Raw genomic sequence first — 13,439 nt, 5'->3', positions numbered from 1 at the left:
CAAGAGCAGAAATTTCACATTCAATCCAGCGCGCCCGCGCGATCCTGGTCCGGATCCCGCGGGCCGCCCGGTCCTATTTGGCGGCGCGAGACGTTTCTTCAATGAAACTTTTGCTCAACGCTGTCTTCAGGACCTTCCCTCCGGCATTCTTCGGGAGCGAAGCAACGAAGCGGTAGTGTTTCGGCACCTTGTAGCCTGAAAGCATCTCGCGGCAATGCTGCTGCAACTCGTCCGCACTCACGTGCATGCCCTGTCGAACGACCAAGAAGGCGCACAAAGCCTCGCCGAAGTACTCGTCCGGAGTTCCCACGACCGCCGCCTCGAGTAGTGCAGGATGTCGATGCAGCACTTCCTCCACTTCGCGTGGATACACGTTGAATCCTCCGGTCACGACCATGTCCTTCTTGCGATCTACGATGTAGTGAAATCCATCTTCGTCGCGGCGTGCGAGATCGCCAGCGGTCACCCAGCCATCCCGCAGTGCCTTCGCGGTCTCTTCCGGCTGATTCCAGTAACCATTGAACACATAGGGCGAGCGCGAGAAGAGCTCCCCCACTTCGCCCGGGCCTACTTCGCGCCCGTCGTCATCCAGCAAGCGAATGCAGTTCAGCGCGAAGGCCGGCCCGACGCTCTGGCGCTTGATCAGTTGGAATCGTGGTCGAAGATTCGTCACGATACCCGCTTCGGTCGAGCCGTAGGTTTCGTGCAGGAGGCCCTCTCCCCAGTATGCTACGATCTTCTCCTTCGTGGTCTGCGGCAATGCCGAAGCGTTCGAGATGATCGACTTCAGGGTGGTCGCCTTGCCGCGATATCGATCGAGCTGCGACTTCTCGGCGGCGAAAATCGCGTGGAAATGAGTGGGCACCATGAACACGCTCGTAAACGGCTCGCTCGCCAGCGTCGCCACGACTTCCATCGGGTCGAAGGACGGCAGAATCTTGACCGTCCCGCCAAAGAAGACGCTGGCCATGATGAATGCGAATCCGGCGCCATGCGCCATCGGTGCGATGCCAAGTTGATAGTCGTCGGGCCCGTAGCAACCGTACTCCATCGCCATCGCATGGAATGTCAGCACCCGTGAGCGATGACTGATGAGGATTCCCTTCGGTTTCCCCGTCGTTCCCGAGCTGTACACGAGAGCAAACGGATCGGTTTCCTCGATATCGGGCACAGGGGAACATTCCGGCGCGTCACGCAACAGCCCCTCGTACTCCTCGCCGAGAATGATGATGCGCTCGACCGTCTTGAAACGCGCCTCGTGCGCCGCGCCGGCGAGCTGGCTGTGCACGAACAGAACACGAGCCTCACAGTCATCGCAGGCCGCCGCTAGCTCGTGCGCCGTGGACCGCGCATTCAGAGTGGCGACAATCAGGCCTGCGTCAGCCAAACCGGCGACAAGCTCGAGATACTCGGCGCAATTTGGAGCGAATACCGCCACCCGATCGCCTTTGCGCAGGCCAAGAGATCGCGCTAGACCACACACACGCCTGACGCGGGTTGCGAGCTCCGCGTAGGTGCGTGTGATCTGGCCGAACAACAGCGCGGGCTTGCTCGGAAAGCGCAGCGCGACCGCGTGGAGCCCGCTCGACAGCAAGAGCGGATCGCACCGCCGATTAGGTGCGGTCATTGGCGTCTCCGCACGGCGCCCGGCAGGCGTGTAAACAGCTTGAGCGCGTTGTCTCGCATCAGACGCCGATGAGATGAGCTCTCCAGCCCCAACGCGGCGACTTCCGCAACAGCGCGTTCCGGATCGATGACCGGCCAATCGGTGCCAAAAAGCACTTTGTGACTGCCGTAGGTGTTGGCGTAGTGAACGAACTCCTTGGGCCAGTGCTTCGGGGCGTAGGCGTCGCCGGCGAGATAGACGTTCTCGTGCTTCCATGCCATGGAGATGGCTTCCTGCGTCCACGGGACGCCGATATGGATGCCAATCAGCTTCAGTGTGGGAAAATCGATAGCGACCGTATCGAGGGTAATGGGCTTTGCGACGGAGGGCAGCCGACGCTCGGAGGAGTACACCAGGTTGTGCCCGATCTGCATCATGATCGGCACGTCCAGTTCGGCGCAACGCGCGTATATGGGGTAGTACTTGGCGTGATCGGGAGCGAGCGCGAACCAATGTGGATACAGATGAGCGCCGACGAAGCCCATCTCGTTGATGGCTCGATCCAGATCTTTGAGCTGCTCGATCCCGCGAGTGGGATCTACACCCGCCAGTCCGGAAAAGCGATCCGGGTACTTCGCGCAGACTTTCGCGACTCTCTCGTAAGGTACTTCAAAGCTACCCCTTACCCTGAGATCGCCGGCGCGCACCGCGATGAGCAGCGACCGCTCGATCCCGGCACGGTCCATCTTGCGCAGGTACTGCGACACGGGAACACCGCCCCACAAGCGCCGATCCATACGCACCTGGCGCTTGAAAGCTTCATCGATACCCGTTTGATTCTTCTTGACTGATTCGGGGTCGTACAGATTGCAGACAATATCTATGTACCCGGACATTTCTATCTTCGTCGGTGTGTGGTCAATGCCTGGAGCGGCTGAAATGGATGTGTCTTCACAGTCCCAGCGCGCCAGGGTTCATCAAATTGTTGGGATCGAGCTGCTGCTTGATGGCGCGAAGCGCCTGAGCCGCCTCGCCTTGCCTGCCTTTCATGTATGGGTAGCACTTGCCGATCTGGAAGTGGATGGACCCTACGGCGGAGAATATCTCCCGTATCTGCTCACGCAGCTCGGCCACGAGACGACGCCCATTCAGGTTCTCGGGATACTTGGGCAATTGCCCGATGAATTCCGCCGAGAGATAACGCCTGTGATACGCGGTCAACTCGTCTTCCCAATAGAAGACGGGCTCATAAAGAAATGCGTGCGTGCCGAGCGTCATGAACATGGCGCCATTCGTTACCCGCTCCCGTTTCATTCGCTCGGCGTTCGCCGCGTACAACCGAGTGATGCGCGAATGGAACTCGCTGACCGCCGAGAACGGCATGACCCCGTGCTGCGGAGCCCAGCGCTCGCCGCGGGGTCCGATCATGACATTCAACGGCACGAAGGGCGCGGCCCGAATCACCGTTGGAATCGTGTTCGCAGTCTCCCGCCCGTAACCTTTGACTGCACGGCGAACCACAGCGAGCTTCGACCTGATCTCCGCCTTCGAGACACCTTCTACGGTGAAGTGCGTCGAATAGGCCCAACCCGACAGGAATCTCTTGCCGGCAGCTGCCATGCTGGCGAGCCTTGCGGCGGCCTCGAGAGGATTGCGGGACGCGCGTGCGACCCGAATCGCGGAAGCGATCGCGTCCTTGACCGTCACTTCGCCCATCTGGCCCTGCTGCAGCTTCGGATCCAGCCCGAAATTGTCCGAGGCAACATTGCTGCGTGCGACGGCCGCCAGACCCGCCGCCATCGCCTCGAACGTTTCAAACCCGAAGGACGCGGCGCCGAACACCTCCGGTTCTGGAATCAACCGCAAAGTAATCGTCACCTTGATTCCGAGCGCACCTGAGTCGCCGCAAAAAAGTCCGGTCAGATCGGGGCCATACCATCGATAGAACGGTTTCCCATTCTCGATCGCGTGACTGCCCGTGCGCAGCACTTCGCCATTCGCCAGCACGACCTCGAAACCGAGAATCGAGTCGGCGGAAATCCCATACGCGCCGGAGCCGAGGCTCGCCGCGTTTTGCGAAGCGCCGCCACCGACTGTCGATGCAAAACCGGAGAATGGCCCCCAGAACGGGGTTCGCAATTTCTTTTTGCTCAGCGCCTCGCGCAAAGCGTTCCATGTGACGCCCGCTTCGACAGTCACGTACATGTCGCGCTCGTTGATTTCGAGGATGCGGTTCAGCCGTGAGGTGTCGATGATGAGTGAGTTACGTGTAGACGGCAGATGGCTCGCGGTATAGGACGCGGCTCCACCGCGCGTGACGATGGCAATCTTGCGCCGAGCGGCGACCCGTACGATCGACTGCACCTCCGCGACCGTTTCCGGAAGAGCAACTGCGATGGGCGTCTCGCCGGCTCCATAGACGTCCATCGCGAAGTACTCGCGGTCCGCTTTCGAGGTCAGCAGGCGCGCCGCACCGACAACCTGCTCCAGCTCATCCAGTACGGCGACATCTGCTGCTAGTGTCATGTTCATGGCGAAACTATCGACCGGTCTAGAACGGACGCTGTATGACGCCGAGCGCGCTCATCGCGACGACCGCCGCATACAGGGCGAGCACTACTGCGCAGCAGCGATTGATGCTTGTCCTCAGAGCACTTTCCTGCGCGTCACTGCCACCTCCTGGAGCAGCCATGGCGAGCAGCGTCTGGATAACCGGGCGGAAAGTGAGATCGATCCCGATGGAGAGAAAGAAGATCACCCCGAACAGAATGATCTTGATCGCGAGCCAGTCGGGGACCCCGTCGCCTCCGAGTAGCGTTGATCCCCAGCCCATCAAGGCAAGCCCAGCGAGCGCCAGGCCGATGTTCTGGATTTTTCCAATCAATGCAGCAACGGGCGTGTCATGCCGACGGTAGGCCGTGATGATCGCGAAGCACCAGACGAGCGCTATCGACCACAACGCCCCGAGCACCGCGTCGTCGATGTGGAGCCCCCACCGCGCTCTGGCCAGCATCGCACCGACCGGAAACATCAGAGCCGAGCACAGACGCGGCATGACATCGAGCAGAGCACCCAATTGCAGGAGCAGAAATCGCTCGCTCAAGGGTCGACCGCGCTTTTTCACCCAGAGCGCGGAAACGAATACGCCGACATCCGTACCCAGCCAGAACACCAGCAGCAGGATGTGGACGAGAACGAGCAACGAGTACGAATCAGTCATGTCCTGGGTCTTTCCTGAGAAGCCGATCTGAGAAGAAGCGTCCGGTCCGTCATGCCTGCCTCTTCGCGCTGGCGACGTCCTTGCCCTCGAAGAAATCCATCATCGATCGGCTCAGCTCCGTTACATCGGAGGTCGGCCGGATCGTGACACTGCCGCCGATGGGCGCAGCGCCCTTGAGTGCATCCGCTGCCTGGGACCCGATCAGCACAGGGCAACGCACCTGCTTCAGCTTCTCCAGCACCGGGTAGGTGAAATGCGCCAGATGCACCGCTTGATAGATGTCGATGCACTTGAAGAGATCCATCACTCGCCGATGTATCACTTCGGGCGCAATGTCCGGCTCTGAATCGCGCCGGATGTGCTCGCGTGTTCGCTTGTACCAGGGCTCGAAGAGCTCCTGGTCGCGAAGCATGTTCCACGCCTTGATCAGGTGAGCGCCGTACTCTTCGAGCTCGATCGCCGGGGCGTAAAGCTCGATGTACTCCTGCCGCCGGGCGTCATCGAGAATCGCCATGGTCGGCGCTGCCACGTGCTTGACCAGTCCGGGCTCCTGACAGGCGAGCTCGACAGCGACATAACCGCCGCCCTGATGCCCGAACAGCTCCACTTCATCGTAGCCGGCCGCCCTGATAGCCTGACCGAGCATGCGAGCCTGAGTTTCGACACTGATCTCGGTGCCGCCGGAATCCGACTCGCCGTTCCCGGGCAGATCCACCGCCAGCAAGGGCCGCCTTCCAATCAACGGCTGCATGTATCGGTCCATCGACAGACTGGATTCGACGCTCGGGTGAACCATCACGATCGGCCGCCCCTCGCCCTCGGTGCTTCGTCGACAGTAGATCGAGACGCCGTTCACTTGCAGGTAGTCCGCCCAGATGCGACCTGGCATGGGCTTCGCGGAACGGTTCGCGACATTGGGTTGCGGCGAGGGGTGTGCGAGCAGCGTCTGGATCGTCAATGCCCTGCTCTGCGCATCAGTCTCGGGCCGTCGGGTCAAGACATTGGCGGGAACCGGCGGCAGCGCGTCCATGCAGGGATTCAGCACGTCCGTCCTGGTGGTCGTGATAACCGTATTCGCCCTTGTAGTCCGCACCGCCTGCGCACAGTCGAACGTGAAGGCGGCTCGATAGGCTTTCCGGTAGGCGTCGCCCGCACGCATCAACTCCATGAGCCAGTCATGCAGCACTGCCGGCGGTGGCAGATCCATTTCGATGCGGCTGGCTGTGTCTTTGCGATACCAAGGGAAGAAAATGACCTGCTCGCGCATTCGCGCCCAGGCCCATGTCAGGTGCGAACCCGACCAGTCGCAGCCAAGTGGGGTGAAGTAGTTGGCGAGTATTTCCTCCCGCTGCAGGTCTCCCAGATGCACGTAACCGTCGGTCACACCAACCGTGACCCGCTCTGGATGAAGTAGCCCCAACGCAAGCGCGCAGACCCCGCCGGTGTGGAAACCGTAGACAGGCGCCGACTCGATTGCCAATTCGGTCATGAACTCGCTCAACGCACTCGCGAATTCCTCCATGCGCGGCTCATCGCGGTCCGGCAGAGGATCCGACAGGCCGTTGCCGGGCGTGTCCGGCGCAATCACCGTCCGCCCCAGCGCTGCGATCTCAGCGATCAATCCGAGGTACTCGCGTGAAGACGCTGGCGACTGATGCAGCAGGATGACAGGAGAGCCCTCGCCGCAACGTCGATAGTGAACTTGCCGGCGCCCCCCGACCGTGGCGAAATGTCGCGTAATTCTCTGCGTTGTGCCAACACTCATCACTCGGCGACCTCGCGACCAGAACGAAGATTCGGAAGCATCATGGCGGCGCCTGCCGCGATCAGCAGCAGCGGCGCAATCGCAAACGACAATGCGACCTGCCAACCGTAGGCACCAACCACGAAGGGAACGATCATCGGATAAACCGCAAAGCCGATGCTGAGGGGCGCCGATCCACAGACCGCATACGCCGTGGTGCGGATCCGGGTCGGAAACAGCTCCGTCAGCAGTGTTGCGATCACGCCATTTGCGCCGAAAAAGAAACTCGTCGTGAGTATGAACAGCGCTTTGTCCTGCCAGGGCTCGCGAGGGATCCACAACAGCGCAACCAGCGAAAGGCTCCCCAGCAGGAGCCAGAGCGCCAGCGTGTTTCTACGAGTCGTCACGTACTCACCGACAAACGCTGCAGCGAGATAGCCGAGGGCGCCGATGCCGGTCGACAACCCCACCAGATACGCGGCTTGCGAAGGTGTATAGCCGCGAGCCTGCGTGAAGAAAGTAGGAAAAAAGAAAGCAGTGCCCGCGTAGGCGCAGCCGTAAGTGAAGAACACGACCGCGCAGGTAATTGCGGTTCGTCGATATTGCGGGCCAAACAGCTCCGCAACGTTGCCACGCCCTTCACTCTTCGGGGATGCCGCAGCGGACCGAGCACTCGCAGGCGCCGCAAAGCGACGGCTCTCGGGCATTTTCCAGCCGATCAGCAACGCCAGCGGTATGACAGCGAAGCCCATCATGAAGAGCGCGCGCCATCCTTGCGTCGCAAGCAGCGGCGCAGCAAGCAGCGACGCCAGAAACCATCCCAAAGGATAGGCGCACTGCAGGGCGCCTATCAGCATACCCCGGTGCCGCGCGGAAGCGGCTTCGGCGACATAGGCCGCCGTTACCGGTGCGAGTCCGGCGCTCAGGCCGAAGGCCAGCGCCCTGAATACCGTCAGCGTCTCGAGCGAGTGCGCGAACGCCTGCATCCCCACAAAGAAGGCTGAGACAGCCAACAGTGTCACCAATGTGACTCGACGACCGTAGCGATCGGCCGCCATGCCGGCGAACGACACCAGCACCGCGGCGATCGCAAAGGACACTGCAAGGATGTACCCGACGGCGGTCAGCTCGGCGCCGAATTCCTTCAGGATATCCGGCACCGCGTACCCGAACAGCGATTGATCGAAGTTACTGATCGCCCAGACGACCAGCGAGAACACGATAATTCTATATCGCTCGCTCGCTGGCGCGGCGACGCCGTCCACTACGTGGATCGGCGCAGCGCTCAACTTGGTAATTTGTTGACTGGTCACGTCAGGTAACTGCATCCGGGATTCAGACTGAGCCGGCGATCACATCCGGTAGCGAAGGGACAACAGCCATTCCCGTGGCGGCAGCGTGAAGAAGCCACCCAGATCGCGACTCCCGGTGTTGATGTCCCTGCGGTCCTGCAGATTGCGCCCGGTCAAGCGCACCTCCCAGTTGTCCGCAAACTCCAGGCCAATGTAGCCATTGGTTCGGTCATATGGGCTGACTGTAAAGTCATTGGTCGGCGTCACCACGTATTCGGCGGAACGGAAGTAGTCCATACCGACGAGCAGGCGCGCATTCCTCTCGCCCAACGGCAGGTCACGCTGATAATCGAATCCCGCGGAGAAGGTCACCCAAGGGATCTGCGGCACTCTCGGCTTGCTCACGCCGTACAGACCCAGCGCCGCCGCCGGCGCAGCCGACGGATCGAGTTTGGTGTACCGCCCCGACAGGAACGACGGATTCAGGAACAAAGTCAACCCGTTCGTCGGGATCGCCGTGATCTCGAGCTCGAGGCCTTCGATCGTCGCGTCGCCGACGTTCTGCACCGGGAAGGCGGGGATCCCGTCGACGAACACCGTCGCATTCAACGCGAGGTCTTCGGCCTTTTCGTAGAAGTAAGCCGCGTTCACGCGCAGTCTCTGACTGAAGAACTCGGCCTTCATGCCCACCTCATAGGTCCAGTTGCTTTCCGGACCATATGCAGATCTCGCGCCGCTCAGATCGGTGATATTGATTCCGTTGTATCCGCCCGACTTGAAGCCCTTCGCTGCGGACGTGTAGAGCAGCATGGAATCGATGCTGCCTCCGACCGGAACGACGTAGTCCAGGCCGGCCTTCGGCGTCCATTCCGAGTATGTGTTCTCCAACGCTACAGGCGAGGTGAACCCGCCGAACGGTGCGAGCTGCACCATGCTGGCGTCGAAGCTCTTATCGTCCTGCGTCCAGCGTGCGCCGAGTGTTGCGCTCAGCGAATCCGTGATCTCGTATTCGAGCTGACCAAACACCGAGATCGACTCGGTTTCGATGTCCACGACGCTCGTGCTGGCCGGGCCGAAGTAGTACCACGCCCAATCTTGCGTCGCGGTTTCGTTGAGATAGTAGACGCCCACGATGTACTGCAGCGTACCGCTCAAAGCCGAACCATGGATGTGCAGTTCCTGCGTAAACTGGTCGGCGTCCACGTCACTTGCACCACGTACGAAACCGAGGCCATTCATATCGTTCGTGTAATAGTCCTCGGTGCCGACATAGCCGGAAATCGAGCGCAACGTTGCATCGCCAAAGTCGTACGACATGGTCAACCCTGCGATCGTTTGCGTCGTTTCGCCGACCGAGTTGGGCTTCATGAGAGGCATCGGTTCCGTCAGCGACGGCGTGCCGATTCGGTAGTACCCGAGCGTCGGAACAATGTCATCGGACGTGAAAGTCTGGTTGGCGGCCCTACCGGGCGTCGTGCCAGGCACGAGCTGCGTTGCGTCGTTCTTGCTGTCGACGTATGACACAAACGCAACCGCGTCGAAGCCGTTGCCAGGCATGTAGTGGACCTTGGCCCGCGCCGCGATGTTCTCATTCAAGCCCACGTCCTTGTTCGTGGCCACGTTTCGCCATTGGCCATCCTTGGTGTTGTAAATCGCGGAGAGCGACGCCCCCCAGGTGTCCGACAACGGCCCACCGACACTGAACCCGGCGCGGAGCTGATCGGCATTGCCGGCGCCGAGCTCGGCGTTCAGCCACGATTCGGCCCCCGGGGTGCGGGTCGTGAACTTCAACGCACCGCTCAGCGTATTCCGTCCGTACAGCGTACCTTGAGGGCCGCGCAGTACCTCAATGCTCTCGAGGTCTCCGAACTGAACGTTGTTGCCATTCATGCGGCCGATATAGATGTCGTCGATATAGATGCCGAACGGCGACTCAGCCGCGATCGAGGATGCATCCTGCGCAGTCGAGCCGCGCAGACCCGGCGACAGGTTGGTCGGAGACGTGATATTGGCCGTCATCTTGAGGCTGGGCGACACTCTAGCCAGATCCTGCGGCGAGTCGATCTGGCGGTTCTGAAGATCAGCCGCCGTCAATGCCGTGACCGCGATGGGTACGGTCTGGAGCGACTCCTCGCGACGCTCCGCCGTGACGGTGATGACTTCGAGAACATCCTGGGCGTGTAGAACGGCGGGAACCGTTGCGATTAACGACGCGAGGCATGTCTTTTGCTTGAACGAGAACATACGATGGCTCCGCTTGGTACGAGCTTGCTGTCGGTCTGTGTTCTTTTTGGAACTGTTGGTTTTCGAGAATCCGTTCCGAGTAGCGCATCCCGATGGACGCTGGGTCACATGCCCTCCTCCAACTCCGCGAGTTCGAATGTGGAGTTCATGTAGCCGCCCACTTTGATCTTTACGAACGCGAGGTCGCCCGGCATGCACCAGACTTCTTCCGTCGGGTGTTCCTCGGGAAGGGCGCCACTCACGTGAAACAAATAATGGTCCGTCTCGAACGTGCCGGCGGGTACGGTGATCGTTTCGCGCCCGGCGTACTCGATCCCAAATTCGATACTGCTCAGCAGTGGTCCCGAACATCCGTCGTGGTCGAGTGAAGACAGGTATGCACGGGTTTGCTGGATTCGAACGTCCGATGTGTGGTCGTAGCGGGCGCAATGCGTCATGTCGCATGTGAGTGCATGCGCGCCAAAAGAGCGCACCCGCTCGTCCACTCGTTGAGTAATCCGTCCAATCTTGCGGTTGTAGACCTCACACTCCGCCAGCCTGTCGGAAAACCGGAACCAGCCGCTGCCGAGGAAGACTCCGTCCTCATGAAGGCGCACGAAACAGTCGAGCGGATATTGATTGCGGTCCATGCTGTACGTCACTTCGCGAACGACGTGCCGGTCGCGCACCACGCCGCGCTCGATCTCACAGACGGATCGAATCGTGCACTGGCCGTCCGGATGCCACGAATAGGAGAACCTTTCTCGTCCGTATTCGACGGGGCTTCCTTGCTTGTGGCTGAGGTAAACGATCTTTCCCCTGATGGTACGCATGGCCAAGCTCGATCGGTTTCCGGTCCAGCGAGTCATTGGCGACCCGCGCTAAGAGGAGAACAATTCCTGAGCCAAAGCTACTACCCCATTCCGGCAGGTCAAGACCGAAGCTGAACTCAGTGTTCACATATGTGGACGACGGGTTGAGAAAGCCACGGCACGGCCCGAGGTCACGGCGAGCGTGACCAGCGGGCAGGTCTGGCCCGCTTTACGAATACCGGCACGTGTGCGAGAGTCCACCGAACCAGGTCGATGCCCAAGCAAGCTCTGATTTACCTGCAAGTCGAACGAATGCCGGTAACGGAAGGTTTCGAGTGCATCGAAATCGAGGAATCGACAGGTCAGAGGCTCCTCGGGACGCGAGTGTCCGAAACCAGGAGCTCGCAGAACTGCGCGCCCGACGACTGAATCGTTGGCTCTACGGTTTGGAACCAATCTGCGCTTACCTGGATCACAAAGCGACGATTGCCCGATCGAACCAGGACGAACCATGCCGATATTCGAATATCTGTGCCGGGAATGCGGACACCAGCTCGATGCGCTTCAGAAGATTGGCGAGCCGGCACTGACCGTGTGCCCCGCGTGCCAGAAGTCGTCACTCGACAAGGTAGTTTCTACGCCAGCATTTCATCTAAGCGGATCAGGATGGCGCTCGCCGTCCGCTGCGACCAGGAAAGCGGAATCCCAGGCTCGCAGACCTCGCCGCCTTGCTCACATGCTGGACTCGGGACCGCCGCACAGCCATGACGATGACGGTCCAGCCAGATCGGGCGAAAGTCATGCACACAACCATGGCGGGCACACGCATAGCCATAGCCATAGCCACGGTCACAGCCACGACCATGGGCGCAAGCACGACCACTGAAGATGGATCGGAATGGACGGACGCCAGCATCCCGCTATCTATTTGCTGTTCTTAGCGACCGTGCTCTCCCGGCGCGATGAACGGCCGGTCGGTTGACTGCATCAGCGCCGACTCGAGCAGCGGCGCTCGCTCATGCCCGCAGTACATATCGTCAGCAATGAACATCGTGGGCGTCCGAAAGCCGCCCCGCTCTCGCAGCATGTTCGTGTTTCGCTGCACAACGTTCAGCGTGCGTTCGGACTCCAACGAGCGCCTGAAAGCCTTCGCGGACATCCCGGATTTCACCGCAATGTCAACTACGACAGAGGAATCCGAAATATCTACGCCATCGGAGAAGATCGCCTGGAAGGTCGCTTCCACATAGGCTTCGATTCGACCGGCGTCCATCGCCGCAACCGCGCCGCGTTGCGCCCATTCGGCGCTTACGGCGGATTGCCGATCGGGATGTTCGATGCGAACCCCGCAGAAGCGGGCCCAGTCTTGAAGATCCTTTCGGGCATAGGCAGCGGCGGCGCTGTCATGGCTCGCGTCCGTGCGACCCTCTGGCGCATCCAACCATGCGCTCACCACCGGCCGAAACACGAGACCCACACCCCATCTGATCACAGTCTCTCTAACACGCACGAACGCGAGATACGATGACGAGCAGGCACAGCAGTAATAGAACTCGATGTCGTGCAAATCGGACATGAGGTTTCTCGTGGGCCGCCGGTAACCCGATGCGATTCCGGCTCGCTGCTATTGACCGTCGCGATCCCACTCTCCCGTCGATTTCGATCGCACGGGCAAGCCAGCGAGCACCGGACCCTGAGTCTCCGGATCGTAATTCACGGCGGTGCCTTCCATGACCACCTTTTCGTTGACGGTAATCCAGTTGATGAGCGAGCCATCCATCCGAAAGAAACCGGTGTAGCCGCGCTCCTCGCCGGCGATGAAGTGACCGTGCTTCACCTTTGCCGGACGAAAGAAGTACGCGCCGCGATCGAGACGACCAAAGTTGTAGTCCATATGCCCGTCGACACAGTAGGCCTCCTCGAAGACGGGATGGTGCACCAGCCGATTATCCGACCAGCCGGGCGGCGCCCAGGCGACCATGCTTACGAAGCCCGTGTTGTTGTCGTCGGGAGACGGTGGATCGAAGTAGAGAATCTTCAGTTTCAGGAACCGCTGTGTGTCGCCCTCATAAGCGTTGGGCATCCACTCCATTCGATGAGTCTCGACGATCGTCAACTCGCCAGGCTCCGCCGACGCGGTATTCCCGCCTCGCGGCACATGCTTCGAGCGGTTCTTGGTCGAGGTCGTGAATCCCCAATCGCCGTACTCTCGGAAGATCAGCAGATCGGTTCCCGCGGCCACCTCCAGCTTGGGTATGCACAGTCCGGCAGGCGCACGGAAGTAGGCGCCCTTGCCCAGGTACCGATCGCCGATACGGATTTGACCGGCCATCACGTACCACTCGACGTCCGCATGATGATAGCCGGCAGGCCGACTCCAGGCCTTCTCGAATACGACGCGAGTCGAAGCGGCGCCGTTCTCCTCGTCGTAGGACAAGTTGCGCTGACGCGCCGCCGAATTGCCTTTATGCAATTCAGCCTCGTGCCAAACAAGATCGGCCTCTTGGATGCATTCAACGTGGGGACGCACTTTGATTCTCCC

General features: G+C 60.6%; 11 protein-coding genes. 1 reads left to right on the top strand and 10 read right to left on the bottom strand.

The window, feature by feature from the left end; all coding sequences use genetic code 11:
* Nucleotides 1-73: 73 nt before the first annotated feature.
* From VGE08_RS09095 to VGE08_RS09060, 8 genes are all read right to left on the bottom strand, one after another.
* On the bottom strand, nt 74-1,627 hold the full coding sequence (locus VGE08_RS09095; protein ID WP_331067550.1) for a class I adenylate-forming enzyme family protein: 1,554 nt from the start codon (nt 1,625-1,627) through the stop codon (nt 74-76).
* Entirely contained in the window at nt 1,624-2,502 is an 879-nt protein-coding gene (locus VGE08_RS09090; RefSeq protein ID WP_331067549.1) for an amidohydrolase family protein, read from the bottom strand. Before VGE08_RS09090 ends, VGE08_RS09095 begins: the two co-directional genes overlap by 4 nt.
* Before the next feature lie 55 nt (nt 2,503-2,557).
* Nucleotides 2,558-4,132 carry an FAD-binding oxidoreductase gene (locus tag VGE08_RS09085; RefSeq protein ID WP_331067548.1) on the bottom strand — a complete coding sequence of 525 codons (1,575 nt, stop codon included), beginning with the start codon at nt 4,130-4,132 and terminating at the stop codon, nt 2,558-2,560.
* Nucleotides 4,133-4,157: 25 nt separating this feature from the next.
* Nucleotides 4,158-4,808: a hypothetical protein gene (locus VGE08_RS09080; protein WP_331067547.1), complete on the bottom strand. Its 651-nt coding sequence runs from the start codon at nt 4,806-4,808 to the stop codon at nt 4,158-4,160.
* A 67-nt stretch (nt 4,809-4,875) separates the two neighbouring features.
* On the bottom strand, nt 4,876-6,591 hold the full coding sequence (locus tag VGE08_RS09075; RefSeq protein ID WP_331067546.1) for an alpha/beta fold hydrolase: 1,716 nt from the start codon (nt 6,589-6,591) through the stop codon (nt 4,876-4,878).
* Complete coding sequence (locus VGE08_RS09070) at nt 6,591-7,883, bottom strand: MFS transporter (protein ID WP_331067545.1); 1,293 nt, start codon at nt 7,881-7,883, stop codon at nt 6,591-6,593. The genes VGE08_RS09075 and VGE08_RS09070 overlap by 1 nt, the downstream gene beginning before the upstream one ends.
* Before the next feature lie 39 nt (nt 7,884-7,922).
* Nucleotides 7,923-10,106 carry a TonB-dependent receptor gene (locus VGE08_RS09065; protein ID WP_331067544.1) on the bottom strand — a complete coding sequence of 728 codons (2,184 nt, stop codon included), beginning with the start codon at nt 10,104-10,106 and terminating at the stop codon, nt 7,923-7,925.
* A 104-nt stretch (nt 10,107-10,210) separates the two neighbouring features.
* The gene (locus VGE08_RS09060; protein WP_331067543.1) at nt 10,211-10,918 is read right to left on the bottom strand and encodes a hypothetical protein; all 708 of its coding nucleotides are present in this window, start codon (nt 10,916-10,918) and stop codon (nt 10,211-10,213) included.
* 490 nt (nt 10,919-11,408) lie between these two features.
* Between VGE08_RS09060 and VGE08_RS26330 the strand changes: the two genes are divergently transcribed.
* Nucleotides 11,409-11,783: a zinc ribbon domain-containing protein gene (locus VGE08_RS26330; RefSeq protein ID WP_349258661.1), complete on the top strand. Its 375-nt coding sequence runs from the start codon at nt 11,409-11,411 to the stop codon at nt 11,781-11,783.
* Nucleotides 11,784-11,834: 51 nt separating this feature from the next.
* Here VGE08_RS26330 and VGE08_RS09055 read toward each other — a convergent pair whose 3' ends face one another.
* Together VGE08_RS09055 and VGE08_RS09050 are read right to left on the bottom strand one after the other, a co-directional pair.
* Entirely contained in the window at nt 11,835-12,473 is a 639-nt protein-coding gene (locus VGE08_RS09055; protein ID WP_331067542.1) for a DsbA family protein, read from the bottom strand.
* Between the two features lie 48 nt (nt 12,474-12,521).
* Complete coding sequence (locus VGE08_RS09050) at nt 12,522-13,427, bottom strand: DUF4437 domain-containing protein (RefSeq protein WP_331067541.1); 906 nt, start codon at nt 13,425-13,427, stop codon at nt 12,522-12,524.
* Nucleotides 13,428-13,439: the final 12 nt, after the last annotated feature.

Origin of the sequence: Steroidobacter sp. (assembly GCF_036406195.1) — a bacterium.
Classification (GTDB): domain Bacteria; phylum Pseudomonadota; class Gammaproteobacteria; order Steroidobacterales; family Steroidobacteraceae; genus Steroidobacter.
The sequence above is the reverse complement of the archived record's forward strand: the minus strand, read 5'-3'. Positions and strand labels throughout refer to the sequence as shown.

What these genes read in the sequence shown, in the direction of transcription:
- VGE08_RS09095 (WP_331067550.1), bottom strand. Translation starts at nt 1,627, where the DNA reads ATGACCGCACCTAATCGGCGGTGCGATCCGCTCTTGCTGTCGAGCGGG.
- VGE08_RS09090 (WP_331067549.1), bottom strand. Translation starts at nt 2,502, where the DNA reads ATGTCCGGGTACATAGATATTGTCTGCAATCTGTACGACCCCGAATCA.
- VGE08_RS09085 (WP_331067548.1), bottom strand. Translation starts at nt 4,132, where the DNA reads ATGACACTAGCAGCAGATGTCGCCGTACTGGATGAGCTGGAGCAGGTT.
- VGE08_RS09075 (WP_331067546.1), bottom strand. Translation starts at nt 6,591, where the DNA reads ATGAGTGTTGGCACAACGCAGAGAATTACGCGACATTTCGCCACGGTC.
- VGE08_RS09065 (WP_331067544.1), bottom strand. Translation starts at nt 10,106, where the DNA reads ATGTTCTCGTTCAAGCAAAAGACATGCCTCGCGTCGTTAATCGCAACG.
- VGE08_RS09060 (WP_331067543.1), bottom strand. Translation starts at nt 10,918, where the DNA reads ATGCGTACCATCAGGGGAAAGATCGTTTACCTCAGCCACAAGCAAGGA.
- VGE08_RS26330 (WP_349258661.1), top strand. Translation starts at nt 11,409, where the DNA reads ATGCCGATATTCGAATATCTGTGCCGGGAATGCGGACACCAGCTCGAT.
- VGE08_RS09055 (WP_331067542.1), bottom strand. Translation starts at nt 12,473, where the DNA reads ATGTCCGATTTGCACGACATCGAGTTCTATTACTGCTGTGCCTGCTCG.